Consider the following 16,081-nt stretch of genomic DNA (forward strand, 5'->3'; position numbering starts at 1 on the left):
TTTAGGAGGGTCATCAGTGACAGAAAAAAGTTATCAATCGTCTTCTCTACCCACCTACGCGCGAAAAGAACTGCGGGAATTAGTTCGATCGCAGTTAAGGGCCCTGTTGGAAGAAGGAGACTTTAAAGGGGCAAAAGCGATTTTGCACCCGGTGCAGGAAGCAGACATAGCTGAAGCTATCGAAGGCCTGCCAGAAACCATGCAAGTAATAGCTTTCCGCTTGCTTTCCAAAGACGAAGCCATCGCAGTTTACGAATATCTCGACTCCAGCGTTCAGCAGTCCCTCTGCGAAAAATTCAAACGCCAAGAAGTCATTGATATTGTAGACAAAATGTCCCCGGACGATCGAGCTAAACTCTTTGACGAACTGCCGGCAATATTAGTCCGTCGCCTGTTGGGTGAATTGAGCTCGACGGAACGGGAAGCTACGGCTCAACTTTTGGGTTACGAAGCCAGTACCGCCGGTCGGATCATGACTCCGGAATATATTTCTCTGAAAGAAAGCTTTACCGTCGCCCAAGCTTTAGACCGAATTCGCTCTTTGGCTAAAACTACCGAAACAATTTATTCTCTTTACGTCACCGACGCCGGACGCAGCTTGACCGGCATTTTATCCTTGCGGGATTTAGTCACTTCGCCCCTCGACAAAACTGTCGGCGAAATTATGACCCGCGACGTAGTTTCTGTTCAAACTAGCACGGATCAAGAAGAAGTAGCTAGGCTGATCCAACGTTACGATTTTTTAGCTGTACCCGTTGTAGACCGCGAACAGCGGCTGGTCGGGATCATTACAGTTGACGACGCGATCGACATTTTAGAACAAGAAGCAGCCAAAGATATTTATACCTTGGGCGGCGTCCAGTCCGGCGGCGACAATTATTTTCAGACTGATTTAATTACCGTTGCCCGCAAAAGGGTCGTGTGGCTGTTTGTTCTGCTTTTAACTAATACTGTCACCGGCGCAATTATTAGAGCTCAAGAAGATATTTTGCACCAAGTAGTTGCCCTAGCAGCCTTTATTCCCCTGCTGACTGGCACTGGAGGCAATGTCGGAGCTCAGTCCTCAACAGTTGTAATTCGCGGTTTGAACACTGACGAAATTACAGCAATGGGCCCGTTTCAAGTAATTGTTCGCGAGGGGATGGCGGGAGCGCTGCTAGGAGGTATATTGGGGACTGTAGCGACGGGCTGGGCTTATACTCTGCAAGGGAGTTTAGCAGTGGCACTCGCGGTGGGAGTGAGTTTGTTTGCGATCGCAATTTTAGCTTCTATTGCCGGTTCAGCTCTGCCGTTTTTATTTCGTTCTTTGGGTTTAGACCCCGCTTTAATGTCTGCTCCTTTTATTACCACCGCAGTTGATGTCCTCGGGGTCTTGATTTATTTCACTTTAGCTCGACTAATTTTGCAGATTTAATATATTTAATTAGATGGCTGTGAATAAAAAACTTAATCTGTTTTTCACCACTGCTAATTTCGCGGTCGGCGTCCGATTCCATACCGGATAGGTGCGCTCGCGCTTACTTTATTTTTATCCGCATAGTTGTACCAGTTGAAAAAAATAATGCAACTATAGGTTCGCTATCCAAACTCCGAGCTTCATCAGTCATTTCAAATCTAAAATCTAAAACCTAAAATCTAAAATGGTATTAGCCTATGTCATCATCCAATTCACCCACCAAAATTCAAAATCCCAAGTCGAGCAATTTGTTAGAAACTGCTGAACTGGTTTTTCTTGCTGCCTCTGCTGTGGGATTGGCTGCTAGTTTGGTTTGGGGGCAGAGCGTTTATGCTCAAGTGCCTGTAGTGATTTCGTTGGTGTTGAATTTTGTGAACCGGCAGAAGTTGCACGGGCAAGTTAAAGCAAGTACGGCCGCCACGTTCGATCGGGTAAATCAGCAAGCAGCTACTACCGATCGCGCGATCGAGCAATTGCAACTTGCTGTTAATGCTTTAGACGAAGCTGTTGCTCAAACATCTCGCGAAAATCTCAATGTTGGGCCTGGAGAAAACGTACACTCTCTAATTTCAGCAATTGAGAACCTGCGCCAGCGACTAATAATTTTAGAAAAAACTATTAAAATGATTCAAAGCGAGATCGAACTCACCAGCCGCCAATTCAAACAGCGACCGGAGTTGCAACAAGTCGAAACTTTGACAACAATAATTCTGGACTTGCAGCAGTTTATCAACGAACTGCCACAGTGGGGCAGTTTGCAGCAGCGGCAGCTAACAGAACTTCAGCAAAAAGTAGACAATGCTTTGGCTGAGCTCTCAGAAGAAATTGCTGTAATTCCCAACCGCGTGCAAGAGGCGCTAGCTAGTCGCGGTGGGGCAATTAACCCACAGTTGAGTTCTGGTTTGAATGCCGATCAAAAGAATGGTTATCGACCTAAAACCCAGAATGAGAAAATTCGCCAGAAATATCCCAGAGCTTATGTCAAGTGGAGTCAGGATGAAGACGAAAATTTGAAGAAAGAATATGCTAGCGGTCAACAAATTGACGAATTAGCTCAGAGATTTCAGCGACAGCCTAGTGCGATTCGTTCGCGATTACAAAAATTAGGATTAATCGAATAATGGTAATATCATTTCCGGTTACACCGGAATGATGTTGACTGTTGACGGTTGACTGTTCACTGTTCACTGTTCACTGTTCACTGTCAACAGTCAACAGTTAACTCGAATTTACTATTCCGATGGTAACGGATTTGATATAATTTGTAACCACAAAAAACAGTCAACAGTCAACAGTCAACTGACAACTGACAAATAACAAAGCGATCACCCTTTTTTTTCAAAAGAGCGATCGCTTTGTTTCTGTATTCAGTACCGGCTGCCAACAGCGGGCCACTAACATTACATCTCAAGGCTTTGTAGCCTGGGTCTACCTCATTTTAGAAATCTTGGGGTAACAAAGAACTTAAACGCTCCAACAAAGGATCGGAATTCCGAGGAGGAGCAACCTCAGCATCAGGCACTACATTATCATCCGCCACAGATTCAGACTCAATCGGGCCAGGCTCTACTACTTTTGAAACTGGGGCAAAAGAAACTTGAGCAAACTTACTGTTAACACTCCCCTGCAACTGATCCAACTGGGCGCTGAGTTGACTCAGGTGATGTTCCAGTCCCTCCAAACGGCTTAATTCCTCTGCCGAAACATTGTGCTCAAACTCAGCAAATTTTTCCACAAGTTCAGCAATACGCTGTTCCAACCGCTGAAAGCTCTGTGTAGAGCTAGCAGACTCAGATACAGACAAAAACTGCCACAAAGCTTGCTTGCAGAGATTGCTGAAAGTCTGATACTTCGTGAAAGCCAACTCTTTTTCAATAGCGGCCAGCAAAGTTTGATCCGCAGCATCTTCCGTAAACGCCACCGAGAAATTCGCCTTATTTTTTGCCCACAGTGCCATAGGGTTCAAGCCTTAATGCGTTACTTTATCGTGGCTAGCTGAGCCTCAGCATAAATAAACTGTCCCAAAGCATTAGCTTTCCGGGAAGGCTGAGCCAAGTGAGCCTTAAGATTGGCGTCTTTAAGCAAAGGTTGCAAAACCTCCCAGAAAAACTCGCCGCCACCGCCAGTCAGAACCACATCCGTCACACGTTCGGGCAGCCACTGCACCAAACGTTCGGACAGTTCGTTAGCGAAAGCCTCCCGCAAATCCTTAATAATCGGATCTAAATTAGTCGGCTTAGTCGCTCCTCTGGGACGGTAAAAACGCTGGCCCTCGGGTTTATTCACCGCTTCCAGTAAAGACAGAGATTGAGGGTCTGCTCCCGGAATCTTTGAGGCAACTTGTTCGTAGAACTTGTTCATTGCGAAGGAATCGCTCTTTGAAGCCGCCCGGGCGAAACGGAAACGATCGACCATTAACAAATCGGTAGTTTGGTGTCCGATATCCACAACGGCCACCGACAGTTCCGGCAACTCCGGCGTAAACTCCTTATTATCTTGAGCCTCGCACCAAATCAGGCTGCCGAACCCTTCCGGCATCACCCAAACGTGACTGATATTAATATCCACCCGCTCGCCCCGGTACACCACAACGTGGGGAGAGCGCAGTTGGCTGATAATCTCTTCCTTTTCCTTCTCAAACTGATCCTGCGAATAAAACGGCAAACCCAGCACAACTGCTATTTCGCCTTTCATCTGGAAATATCCAGCACAGGAAAAGACCTTAACCAAAGCATCTACTACTTTCGACTGATCGGCGCCACCGAGATTAGCGCCAAAATCTGCAGCCAGTTGACCGATCGCGTAGCCCTTGCCCTGGTACTCCAGCCACATATCCAACAGAGGGTCTGTTGCTTTGGACTCAAAGCTGCCACCCCGCACCTTTTCCACGGGCATAGTAGCCACGTTGGCAGGGATGAAAACAACGCCACTCGGGTTGCGACTCACGCAAGCTTTAGTTGCCGTCCGACCCAAATCAGCACTAATAATCGATTTGTTAGAAGCGACTTTAGTCTGCTGGGTCAGCATAGCCGAATTAGGAACAAGCTGTCTAGTTGTCATTGAAATGTGTTACCTCACTGAGCCTCACCATTATCATGCCTTATCCCTTGACACTGCCACGCTTAAAGACAGTGGGTTTTGCGGCGATTCTTCTAACTCTACCTAGATCGGTATCGAAATCAGCACCAAATATTATATTCGGGACGATCGCCCTTACCGTAACTAACCTAACTTTTTCTGGAGCGATCGTCCTCGAAGCTCTGTTGCCTGAGAGTGCATTGTTAAGTTAAATTTAGTTAAGATTCTGAGTGTAAACTTTTGTCGCACTTCTCCGACACCGCGATCTTACCCGATCTGTCCCCAATTCAAGGCATCCGCATTTATGAAAATTTCTTGGCGAACTATACTACTTTGGACTTTACCCGCCTTAGTCATCGGCTTTTTCTTGTGGCAGGGAGCCTTTGCCCCATCCCCGGCAGAAATGAGCAAGAACACCGCCAGCACCCGCCTGAGCTACGGTAGATTCTTAGATTACTTAAACGCCGGTCGAGTGACCAGCGTTGACCTTTACGACGGAGGTCGGACGGCTATTGTCCTAGCAGTCGATCCCGAACTGGACAATCACGAGCAGCGGTGGCGGGTAGACTTGCCCTCAAATGCCCCGGAACTGGTTTCTAGGCTCAGAGACTCCAAAATCAGCTTCGACACTCACCCACTACGCAACGACGGTGCTGTCTGGGGACTTTTAGGCAATTTAGTATTTCCCCTCTTGTTAGTAGGAGGTCTGTTTTTCCTCTTCCGCCGCGGTGGCAACGTTCCCGGCGGCCCGGGCCAAGCCATGAATTTTGGCAAATCCAAAGCTCGCTTTCAAATGGAAGCTAAAACAGGCGTACTGTTCGACGACGTAGCAGGCGTTGAGGAAGCCAAAGAAGAACTACAAGAAGTAGTGACATTCCTCAAAAAACCCGAACGCTTCACCGCAGTCGGGGCGAAGATTCCCAAAGGCGTGCTGCTAGTGGGCCCTCCCGGAACCGGTAAAACCTTGCTGGCAAAAGCGATCGCAGGCGAAGCCGGCGTGCCTTTCTTCAGCATCTCCGGTTCGGAATTTGTGGAAATGTTCGTCGGTGTCGGCGCTTCCCGCGTTCGGGACTTGTTCAAGAAAGCTAAAGAAAATGCTCCTTGCATCATCTTTATCGATGAAATCGATGCAGTGGGCCGCCAGCGCGGCGCCGGTATCGGCGGCGGTAACGACGAACGGGAACAAACCCTGAACCAGTTGCTGACCGAAATGGACGGTTTTGAGGGCAATACTGGCATTATCATCATTGCTGCTACGAACCGCCCCGACGTGCTCGACTCAGCGTTGCTGCGTCCGGGACGTTTTGACCGCCAAGTTAGCGTAGATACGCCGGATATTAAAGGCCGCTTGGAAATTTTGGAAGTTCACGCGCGCAACAAGAAACTGTCTCCGGAGATTTCTTTGGACGCCATCGCCCGCCGCACTCCTGGTTTTACCGGCGCTGATTTGGCTAACTTGCTCAACGAAGCTGCGATTTTAACCGCCCGCCGCCGGAAAGAAGCGATTACGATGCTCGAAGTTGACGATGCAGTCGATCGCGTGGTAGCAGGTATGGAAGGCACTCCCTTGGTGGACAGCAAGAGCAAGCGCTTGATTGCTTACCACGAAATCGGCCACGCGATCGTCGGTACAATCATTCAAGCCCACGATCCAGTTCAAAAAGTTACCTTAGTACCTCGCGGACAGGCCCGCGGCTTGACTTGGTTCATGCCCAGCGAAGACCAAGGTTTGATTTCTCGATCGCAAATTTTAGCCCGGATTAGCGGTGCTTTGGGTGGCCGCGCAGCCGAAGAAGTAGTTTTCGGCGATGCCGAAGTAACCACCGGTGCCGGCAACGACTTGCAGCAAGTAAGCGGCATGGCGCGGCAAATGGTGACTCGCTACGGGATGTCTACCTTGGGCCCGATCGCCCTGGAAGCCCAGCAAAGCGAAATTTTCCTCGGCCGCGACTACACAGCCCGATCGGAATATTCCGAAGAAATAGCCTCTCGGATTGACGGACAAGTTCGATCGATTGTCGATCACTGCTACGACGACGCGCGCCGAATTATTCGCGAAAATCGCACTGTGATTGATCGCTTAGTCGATTTGTTAATTGAAAAAGAAACCATCGACGGCGAAGAGTTGCGCCTAATCGTCTCTGAATACACTTTTGTTCCTGAAAAAGAACAATACGTTCCTCAGCTTTAAGACTTGTTTAAAAATTAGGGACACGGCCTTGCTGTGTCTTTAAAAAGTAGGGACGCAAGACTATTGCCACGTCCCTACTTTTTTATTAAACTGTCAATAATATTAAACCGCCCCTAAACGCCAATTAACGCAGATGAATACTACATTTGCCCTACATACTAAGAGTTTGTCATTTTTTTTTATAGCAGCTTTTATTTTTTTTGGTGTCAATACTTTGAGCGCCCGCGCCGAAAAATCAAGATGTTTTGTAGATATTTGCATCGACTCCAGCAGCGTTGAATTAAGTAAATCCGATATTCCCGGTGCTCCCTCTTATCCAGTCAGAACTATTTTAGTAACTCAACAGTTTAGTAACGATAAATTGTTGGCGCAAATGGAAGTTGACTGCCAGCAACGACAGTTGAGAACTGTCAGAGTTAGCCAAGATGGCGAAAATTGGTCGAATTTCTCTCCGAAATGGACTTTAGTCGATGGCAACTCATCTTTGTCTCGGCTGGTTGAGTATACTTGTAAATTGGCGATCGCAGAACAAGAGAATAAATAAGTATAGCCTTTCTTAGTAATATGAGGTGTACGCTTGATAAGCGGGCATAGGCCTCCGTGGGCATAGGGCATACCTCACCAAGATTGAGAACTGCTGTAGACCCAGAAAAAAAACAGATCGCCTATATCTTCAACCCTTGCCTTGCAGGTGCAAGTCTGTGTGCCCGTAAACTTAGCCGTTTCAACCGCCGAGTGTTAATATTACACTCAATCTAAAATCTAAAATCTAAAATCTAAAATCTAAAATCGGATGACAAACCCCACTGAATATCGGCAAAGACGCGAACAATTAATGGCAAAAATTGGCAGCGGGACAGCGATATTTCGCAGCGCGCCCGCAGCCGTCATGCACAACGATGTAGAATATGCCTACCGACAAGATAGCGATTTTTTCTATTTAACCGGTTTCAACGAAGCTGCGGCGGTAGCAGTGCTCGCGCCACACCATGAAGAACACAAATTTGTTTTGTTTGTGCAGCCAAAAGACTTGGAAAAAGAAACTTGGCACGGTTATCGCGCCGGAGTAGAAGGCGCTAAGGAATTGTACGGCGCGGATGAAGCTTTCCCGATTAATGAACTTGCCGAAAAACTGCCGAAATATTTAGAAAAGGCCGATCGCATATACTATCACTTCGGGCGCGATCGTACTTTCGACCAAACAGTCCTCAATCACTGGCAGCGCTTGATGGCAACCTATCCGAAACGCGGCACAGGCCCCACAGCAATCGAAGATTCCAACATCATTTTACACCCGATGCGGCTGGTGAAAAGCGAAACAGAATTAGCATTAATGCGAAAAGCGGCTAATATCTCAGTTGCAGCGCACAACCGCGCCCAAGAATTCGCCAAACCGGGCAGATACGAATATGAAATTCAAGCTGAAATAGAACATACTTTTGGCTTAAATGGCTGCACTCCGGCTTACCCTTCAATTGTTGCATCCGGTTACAATTCCTGCGTCCTCCACTACATCGAAAACAACCGCCAAATGCAGGAAAACGATTTGCTGCTAATAGATGCTGGTTGTGCTTGCGGGTACTACAACGCCGATATTACTCGCACTTTTCCTGTTAGCGGCAAATTTACAGCCGAACAACAGATAATTTATGACTTAGTTTTGCAAGCACAATTGCAGGCAATTAGTCAAGTATATCCCGGAAATCCTTACACCAAAATTCATGAAACAGCGGTGCGCGTTTTGGTGGAAGGTTTAATGGATTTAAAACTTTTGGTGGGGGATATTGAAGAGATAATTAAAGAAGAGAAATACAAGCCTTTTTATATGCACCGCACTGGTCATTGGCTGGGATTGGATGTGCACGATGTCGGCGTTTATCAGTACGGCGAAAATCCGCAAGTTTTGCAGGCAGGACAAGTGCTGACGGTGGAACCGGGGATTTATATTTCTCCTTATATTAAACCCGTTGAAGGACAGCCGGAGGTTCCTGAAAAATGGCGCGGTATTGGCGTGAGAATTGAAGATGATGTTTTGGTGACATTGGAAAGTCATGAAGTCTTGACGGCGGGAGTTCCTAAATAAAGGAAAAGTAGAAGGCTTTGGGCAGAAGTCAAGAAAGATTGATTAATTAAGTTAGCAGTGAAGGCTTGAGCTTTGTTAGTATTGGCTTGAAAAAGCTCAAGTCCGCAACTGCCAAACAAAGAGCGCTTATGTGTATTGATCCTACCAAGATCGATCGATCTCTCGAAACCTGCGAAGCATTGGTAGCAGAGCAAAAAGCAAAAATTCTACAACTTGAAGAGCATTTGCAGCAGCAGAGAGAATTGTGCCAGAAATTAGAAGCACAACTCAAAGCAGTCGAGAATCCTGGCATTTCGGGTTCGGCAACTGAATCGGATATTACCGAGGACGATCGCATTCAGTTAATCGCATCTCTGGAAAAAAGCCAGGAAATGTACCGAACTCTCATCAAACATTATCCGAATGGTTCGGTGTTTTTGTTCGATCGCGATTTGCGCTATACTCTGGTTGACGGTCAAGGTTTGGCAGTAGTTGGTTTGTCCAAAGAACAGTTGGAAGGCAAAACATTGTGGGAAGTATCGCCACCTGAAGATTTGCCCCTTTTTGAGACTACATATCGCGCTGCTTTGGCAGGAAAAGAGAATACTTTTGAATATAAATACGGCAATCGCGTTTATTCAACAACAATTGCTCCAGTCAAAAACGACCGGGAAGAAATTTTTGCAGGACTGGTTCTTACTCAAGATATTACCGAAAAAAAACAGGCAGAAATAGCGCTGGAAGAAATTACAAATCAGCTCGAAATTAAATATCAAAAGCGCACTGAAGACTTGAGAACAGCCAACGATCAATTGCAGGAAGAAATTCTCTCTCGCTGGCGCGCCGAAAAAGCTCTGCGGGAAAGCCAGGAACAGCTAGAATTGTTTTTCTCTCAATCTTTAGATGGCTTTTTCTTTATGATGCTGGACGAACCAGTGCAATGGGATGATAGCGTTGACAAAGAAAAAGTCTTGGATTACATATTTGCTAACGGGAGGGTAACGAAGGCAAATGATGCTTTAATAGCTCAATACGGCGGGACGAGGGAACAGTTTATTGGTCGGACGCTTTACTCTTTTTTATCGCACAACTTGACTGGTAGCAGAGAGATAATCAGGCAATTTTTTGATGCTGGCCGAATTCACATCGAAAATGAAAATCGCAAGTTTGACGGGTTTCCCGTTTGGGTGGAAGGCGACTATATTTGCATTTACGATTCCCACCGCAGAATCGTGGGCTATTTTGGCGTGCAGCGCGATATTAGCGATCGCAAAAAAGCAGAAGCAACTCTCAGAGATAGCGAAGAACGCTTTCGGGCAACCGTTGAACAAGCGGCAGTCGGCATTACCCACCCTGACGAAACAGGCCGCTATTTGCGAGTCAATCAAAAATTCTGCGAGATAGTGGGATATACTGCGAGCGAACTGCTGTCGCGAACTTGGATGGACGTTACTTACCCAGAAGATATAGATCCAGATTTAAAACAAAATAATAAATTATTTGCCGGGGAAATTGACAGTTTTAAAATGGAAAAACGCTTGCTCCACAAAGACGGCAGTGTAGTTTGGGTAAATATTACTGTATCGCTCATCCAAGAACCGCTGAGCGGGGCAATTTACAATGTAGTAGTGACAGAAGATATTAGCGATCGCAAAGCAACCGAAGCAGCGCTGAAAGAAAGCGAAGAAAGGTTCCGACAGCTAGCAGAACACATTGAAAGCGTGTTTTGGATGGTAAACATTCAACCCCAGGAAATTATTTATATTAGTCCGGCTTACGAAAAAATTTGGGGCAGAAGCTGCGCTGATTTGTATGCTAACAGGCGCTTTTTTGCAGATTCCCTCCATCCAGAAGATCGCGAGCGGGTTATTGCTAATTCAACTAGAAAAATCGAGTATGAAGACGAAATAGAATATCGAATTGTCAGGCCGGACGGCAAAATGCGCTGGATTCGCGATCGGGCTTTTCCGATTAGAAATCAATCTGGTAAAGTTTACCGCATCGTGGGCATTGCAGTAGATATTACCGCACGCAAACAGGCAGAAAAAACTATCCGTGAAAGTGAAGAACGCTTCCGCCAGTTAGCAGAAACTATCCAAGATTCCGTCTGGCTGATGTCTGCGGAATTCACCGATTTATTGTATCTGAGTCCAGCTTACGAACAAATCTGGGGGCGCAGTCGCGAAGAATTGTATGCTGAGCCCTTAAAAATGATGGAGTGGGTGCATCCAGAAGATAAACATTTGTTAGAAGAGGCAATGGGGCGACTGTTGCAGGGCGAGTCCACCAATACCGAATATCGGATTTTTCGGCCAGACGGCACAATGCGCTGGGTGTGCGATCGAGCTTTTCCCATTTACGACGAATCGGGCAAAATTTACCGCATTGCGGGTATTGGCGAAGATATTAGCGATCGCAAATTTACCGAAGCCCGCATTCAAGGAGCACTCCGCGAAAAAGAAGTATTGCTCAAAGAAATTCACCACCGAGTCAAAAATAATATGCAGGTAATTTCCAGTCTGCTGCAGCTTCAAGCTCAATATATTGAAGACGAAGCAACGCTAACTTTATTTGAAGAAAGCCAGACTCGCATCCATTCAATGGCTTTGATTCATGAGCAATTGTATCAATCCGAAAATCTCGATCAGATCGCCCTGTCCCCCTATGTCGAAAATTTGGTTGCTAATTTGTATCAATCTTTTGGCTGTGGCAACACTTCCATCCAATTTAACCTCAAAGTTGACCCCATTTATTTAAACATAGAAACAGCTATTCCGTGTGGCTTAATTATTAACGAGCTGGTCTCTAACTCTTTAAAATACGCATTTGGCTCTAATTTAAATGGTGAAATTTCTATTAAGTTTAATGAAACAAGCAGTCACCAATTTCATTTAATTATTCAAGATAACGGTCGCGGATTTCCGGCTAATTTTGATGTGGAAAATACTGAAACATTAGGATTGCGATTAGTCAGAATGTTGGCTTACCAATTAGAGGCAACTATTGCCATTGACAGTCAGCGTGGAACCTGCTACACTCTGATTTTCCAAGAGTTAAATTATCGGCAGCGTATTTAACGAAAAATGAACCCTATACAAATTTTGGTTGTAGAAGACGAAGTTATTGTAGCTCAAGACATAGCAGGTCGATTAAAAAAACTGGGATATGCAGTAACAGCTACAGTTTCTTCAGGAGAAGAAGCAATTCAAAAAGCGATAGAAAACCCGCCCGACTTAGTGTTGATGGATATCGTGCTAAAAGGTGACATGGACGGGGTAACAGCAGCCGAGAAAATCCGAACTAATAGGAATGTGCCGACAGTATTTTTAACAGCTTATGCCGACGATAAAACGCTGCAAAGAGCGAAACTTACAGATCCATTCGGTTATATTATCAAACCATTTCAACAAAATGATTTGCGGGTGGCGATCGAGATTGCCCTGCACAGACACGAAATGGAAACCAAGATGCGAGAATCTCTCAAAGCTGCGGAAGCAGTCAGAGAGTCGGTGGAAGAAAAATCGCACCGCCAAAACCAGTATATTTCCATGGCCGCTCACGAATTGCGGAATCCCCTCAACGCGATTTTAATTTCTGCGGAACTTCTCGATCTCGATCGCACTCGCAGCAGTGACGAATCCCAAGTTAGAACCCTGCGGCTGGTGCACTCAGCTACCCAAAAGATGAACCAGCTAATCGACGATATGCTGTTCATGGGCAGGGCAGAATCAGGCCAACTCAAATGCAATCCATTTCCGATAAATTTAATCGAATTTTGTCAAAACTTGCTCGATCAATTGCAGTTAGGAAATGAAGCCAAGCACAAACTAACATTAATCCCTTCAGATGTTACCAGCGCGATGTTAGATCAACAATTGCTGCACGGCATTATTTCTAACTTAATCGTCAACGCCATCAAGTATTCCCCCAACGGCGGGCAAGTCACCTTGGAATTGGAATGCCGTCCAGCAAGCGAAGGAGACAAAGAACCTATTTTCTGCTTGTCTCCTCAGTGTTTGTTTCCCAATTCCCCCTTTACAAATATTAACTCCCCCTTACTAATTATACGTATCCGAGACGAAGGTATCGGCATCCCAGAAACTGAAGTAGGGAAAATATTTGAAATGTTTTACCGCTGCAAGAATACGGGAAAGATTAAAGGTAATGGTTTGGGATTAACAATTGTTAAAAAAGCTGTGGAATTGCAAGGAGGGGCGATCGCCTGCGAAAGCAAAATGGGCGTGGGTACAACCTTCACAGTCGCCCTTCCTTACGTTGCCCTTTCCTGTAAGACTAAACGAGAAACAACTTAAATCCCACTACAAACACTAATCAAAGTGTTGCAAAATCCACTCCACAGCCGTCGCTAAATTTGCTGTAATAAAATCAGGTTTAGTATGATGCTGATACTCCCCGCTCAACACACTTTCTCCGTAACCAGTCTGCACCAAAATGCCAGTACAGCCGGCATTGTGAGCCATATCAACATCAGTCGCTTTATCCCCAACCATAAAACTATTTCGCAAATCCAAATCGTGTTCCCAAGCCGCCGCTACCAACATCCCTGTATTTGGTTTTCGCCAAGTCGAATACCGCGTAAATTCTGGGTTTGTTCCGCCTTCGGCTGCGCTTAAATAAGGGCAGTAATAAAGAGCATCTAACTTTGCTCCTGCTTCTTTTTCTAATAACTGAGACAGGCGTTTGTGCAAAGCTTCTACGTGGCTGACGGGATTATAACCCCTCGCTGGGCCCGATTGATTGGAAACCAAACAGCAAAATATTTGTTGGTCATTTAAACGGCGTACAGCTTCAGCTATTCCGGGGATTAAATGCAAATCTTCTACTTTGTGGATGTAGCCCACTTCGATATTGAGAACGCCATCTCTGTCAAGAAATACTGCTCGTTTCATTGTTGTATTGTTGCTTGAAAATAGGGTTTAGGGTGAGGATGCGGCAGTGTTCGTTGGTGTTAACTTAAGCCTAAAAACCTTTGTATCTATCGTTTATAGTCGAGTCTAGATCCCCCTAAATCCCCCTTAAGAAGGGGAGTAGGGGTTGACTTTGAGTGTTCCAGTCCTCCTCTTTTTCCGCTTGGGACTTTGACTACTCTTGTCCCCCCCTTATTAAGGGGGGTTAGGGGGGATCGGGAAGAGTGGACAAGGAAGACTATAGGCTGGCACAGCGAAAATCTAGGTACGAGCGTCATTCTAAAATAGATTGTTTGCCTAACCATTCGCGGAAACTATTATGATACAAACTATAGCAAATTTCTCCTCCAATTTTTTGTTTATTTAAGAACTCAATCCAATTGTCTAACACTTTTTCAACATCGTATTCATCCTGATCAATTATATTGGATATGGCAGTTACAGATAAACTTGATGTTGATTGTACCAAAACATTCAGCACAGACAAGTCAACTGCCGATAAAGCATCACCTCTCATCCGCAGCCAGTGGTTTTGATAATACGCTGCTAAACCGGGAGGAAGTTCAGGGAAAAGTGAGGACTCTCCCAGATTAGCATCGGGGTGTGAATTTTCGCCGATCGCCCTTAACATCTGACTCAGATACATGAAATTGTTTTCGCTGAGGGTGGCGAGTTGTTGGCAGAATTCGGGTTGAGTTAAATCCGGTGCGGTTGATAGGTATTGCTGAATGTAGTTAAGGACATCTTCCCGATTTTGGGCGGGATAATCTCTTAAATCGAGAGTTTGAGAGGGGGTTTCAATTAACAAACCGGATTTCTCTCTCAAAAACGGGCGGCGGGCGAGGATAAAATAAGTACGATCGCCCAAATATCTCGGCAGATAAAACAGATTTGTGCTGGGAGGCTGACTGGTGCGGGCGATCGCGTCTACAGAATCAATGACAATTATCAACTTTTGGCGATCGTTTAATTTATCGCTAATTTGCTGAAGCAACAAAGACAGAAACCAACTCCCATCATCGGATTCGAGATTTTGAAGTTGAGATCGGAGATTGAGGATTTCCGATGTTTCCCCATTGGCGGCAAGGTATTTGTCAATCAGTTGAGTGCAGACTGAAGCGAGAAAATCTTCAGCTCGATTTTTGCCTTCAACTCCAGCGTTGTAATAGATACTGCGTGGATGGGCGGTGACATATTGGGCGAGGATGGAACTTTTGCCGCAGCCGGGAGTGCCGACTATTGTGAAATAACCGCGGCTGTGGGAGTTCAGAAAGTCGGAAATCGCAGAAAAAACAAATTTGCGCCCTGCAAAATTCTCGGTTTTTTCTCGCAGGAGTTGCGGAAATTCTTTTGGGTAAGCTGCGGTAGAGATGGGAGTTGGCAGAGGTGAGGAATTCATGTTAGTGCCTCCACCCCTTCTAGCCGCAGGAAATAGACGCGGCCGGATTCGTCGCCTGCGACAATTGTGACTCCATCGGGGGCGATCGCGCCACAGGCGATCGGGCTTTCACCCTTGAAACTAGCAATGATATTTCCACTCGACAAATCCCAGACTTTGAGGGTGTTGTCAGATGAACCAGAAATTGCCCGCCTCCCATCAGCAGTAACGGCTACTGCTTTTACCGAGTCGCTGTGACCTTTGAGAGTAAACTCTTCCTCTCCACTCGACAAATCCCCGACTTTGAGGGTATTGTCATCTGAACCAGAAATCGCCCGCTTGCCATCAGCAGTGACAGCTACTGCATTTACCGAGTTGCTGTAACCTTTGAGACTAAACTCTTCCTCTCCAGTGGTTAAATCCCAGACTTTGAGGGTATTATCGTATGAAGCAGAAATTGCCCGCTTGCTATCAGCACTGACGGCGACTACATTTACTGATTTGTTATGACCTGCCAGAGTCAACAGTGCCTTTCGACTTGTTAAATCCCAGACTTTGAGGGTGTTGTCCCACGAACCAGAAATCGCCCGCTTCCCATCAACAGTAACGGCTACTGCGTTTACCGATTTTTTGTGACCTTTGAGAGTAAACTGTTTCTTTCCAGTGGTTAAATCCCAGACTTTAATGGTTTTGTCCCACGAACCAGAAATTATCCGTTTGCCATCAGCAGTAACGGCTACTGCGTTTACCGTGTCGCTATGACCTGTGAGAGTAAACAGTTGATTTCCAGTGGTTAAATCCCAGACTTTGAGGGTGTTGTCCCACGAACCAGAAATTACCCGTTTGCCATCAGCAGTAACGACTACTGCTTTTATCAAATTGCTTTTGAGAGTAAACAGTTCCTCTCCAGTGGTTAAATCCCAGACTTTGAGGGTGTTATCCAATGAACCCGAAATCGCCCGCTTGCCATCAGCAGTAACGGCTACTG

11 protein-coding genes and 1 pseudogene are annotated in these 16,081 nt (G+C 45.9%); 7 read left to right on the forward strand and 5 right to left on the reverse strand.

The window, feature by feature from the left end; genetic code table 11:
- Nucleotides 1-16 precede the first annotated feature (16 nt).
- Nucleotides 17-1,414 carry a magnesium transporter gene (mgtE, locus tag QUA24_RS21515; RefSeq protein WP_333231924.1) on the forward strand — a complete coding sequence of 466 codons (1,398 nt, stop codon included), beginning with the start codon at nt 17-19 and terminating at the stop codon, nt 1,412-1,414.
- Between the two features lie 239 nt (nt 1,415-1,653).
- Nucleotides 1,654-2,577 (forward strand): hypothetical protein, encoded by a 924-nt coding sequence (locus QUA24_RS21520; protein ID WP_333231925.1) that lies wholly within the window; start codon nt 1,654-1,656, stop codon nt 2,575-2,577.
- A gap of 317 nt (nt 2,578-2,894) precedes the next feature.
- On the opposite strand, the gene QUA24_RS21525 is transcribed toward QUA24_RS21520, so the two are convergent.
- Both QUA24_RS21525 and QUA24_RS21530 read right to left on the reverse strand, forming a co-directional pair.
- Nucleotides 2,895-3,413 carry a hypothetical protein gene (locus QUA24_RS21525; protein ID WP_333231927.1) on the reverse strand — a complete coding sequence of 173 codons (519 nt, stop codon included), beginning with the start codon at nt 3,411-3,413 and terminating at the stop codon, nt 2,895-2,897.
- 20 nt (nt 3,414-3,433) lie between these two features.
- Complete coding sequence (locus tag QUA24_RS21530; protein WP_333231929.1) at nt 3,434-4,516, reverse strand: ParM/StbA family protein; 1,083 nt, start codon at nt 4,514-4,516, stop codon at nt 3,434-3,436.
- A gap of 322 nt (nt 4,517-4,838) precedes the next feature.
- Here QUA24_RS21530 and ftsH2 point away from each other — a divergent pair, with 322 nt between their 5' ends.
- The 5 genes from ftsH2 to QUA24_RS21555 all read left to right on the forward strand — a co-directional run bounded on the left by ftsH2 (nt 4,839) and on the right by QUA24_RS21555 (nt 13,100).
- Nucleotides 4,839-6,725: an ATP-dependent zinc metalloprotease FtsH2 gene (ftsH2, locus tag QUA24_RS21535; RefSeq protein ID WP_333082514.1), complete on the forward strand. Its 1,887-nt coding sequence runs from the start codon at nt 4,839-4,841 to the stop codon at nt 6,723-6,725.
- Nucleotides 6,726-6,858: 133 nt separating this feature from the next.
- The gene (locus QUA24_RS21540) at nt 6,859-7,269 is read left to right on the forward strand and encodes a hypothetical protein (RefSeq protein ID WP_333231931.1); all 411 of its coding nucleotides are present in this window, start codon (nt 6,859-6,861) and stop codon (nt 7,267-7,269) included.
- A gap of 249 nt (nt 7,270-7,518) precedes the next feature.
- On the forward strand, nt 7,519-8,808 hold the full coding sequence (locus tag QUA24_RS21545) for an aminopeptidase P N-terminal domain-containing protein (protein ID WP_333231932.1): 1,290 nt from the start codon (nt 7,519-7,521) through the stop codon (nt 8,806-8,808).
- A 128-nt stretch (nt 8,809-8,936) separates the two neighbouring features.
- Complete coding sequence (locus tag QUA24_RS21550) at nt 8,937-11,864, forward strand: PAS domain S-box protein (protein ID WP_333231934.1); 2,928 nt, start codon at nt 8,937-8,939, stop codon at nt 11,862-11,864.
- Nucleotides 11,865-11,870: 6 nt separating this feature from the next.
- A complete protein-coding gene (locus QUA24_RS21555; protein WP_333231936.1) occupies nt 11,871-13,100 on the forward strand; it encodes an ATP-binding protein in 1,230 nt (409 codons plus the stop codon).
- A gap of 15 nt (nt 13,101-13,115) precedes the next feature.
- Here the strand turns inward: QUA24_RS21555 and QUA24_RS21560 are convergent, their stop codons facing one another.
- The 3 genes and pseudogenes from QUA24_RS21560 to QUA24_RS21570 all read right to left on the reverse strand — a co-directional run.
- On the reverse strand, nt 13,116-13,697 hold the full coding sequence (locus tag QUA24_RS21560) for an HAD family hydrolase (RefSeq protein WP_333231938.1): 582 nt from the start codon (nt 13,695-13,697) through the stop codon (nt 13,116-13,118).
- 292 nt (nt 13,698-13,989) lie between these two features.
- Nucleotides 13,990-15,114: an ATP-binding protein gene (locus QUA24_RS21565; protein ID WP_333231940.1), complete on the reverse strand. Its 1,125-nt coding sequence runs from the start codon at nt 15,112-15,114 to the stop codon at nt 13,990-13,992.
- A pseudogene (locus QUA24_RS21570) lies at nt 15,111-16,081 on the reverse strand (WD40 repeat domain-containing protein); the annotation flags it as partial. The pseudogene QUA24_RS21570 and the gene QUA24_RS21565, both read right to left, overlap by 4 nt.

The organism is Microcoleus sp. Pol12B5, from assembly GCF_036701335.1.
GTDB lineage: Bacteria > Cyanobacteriota > Cyanobacteriia > Cyanobacteriales > Microcoleaceae > Microcoleus.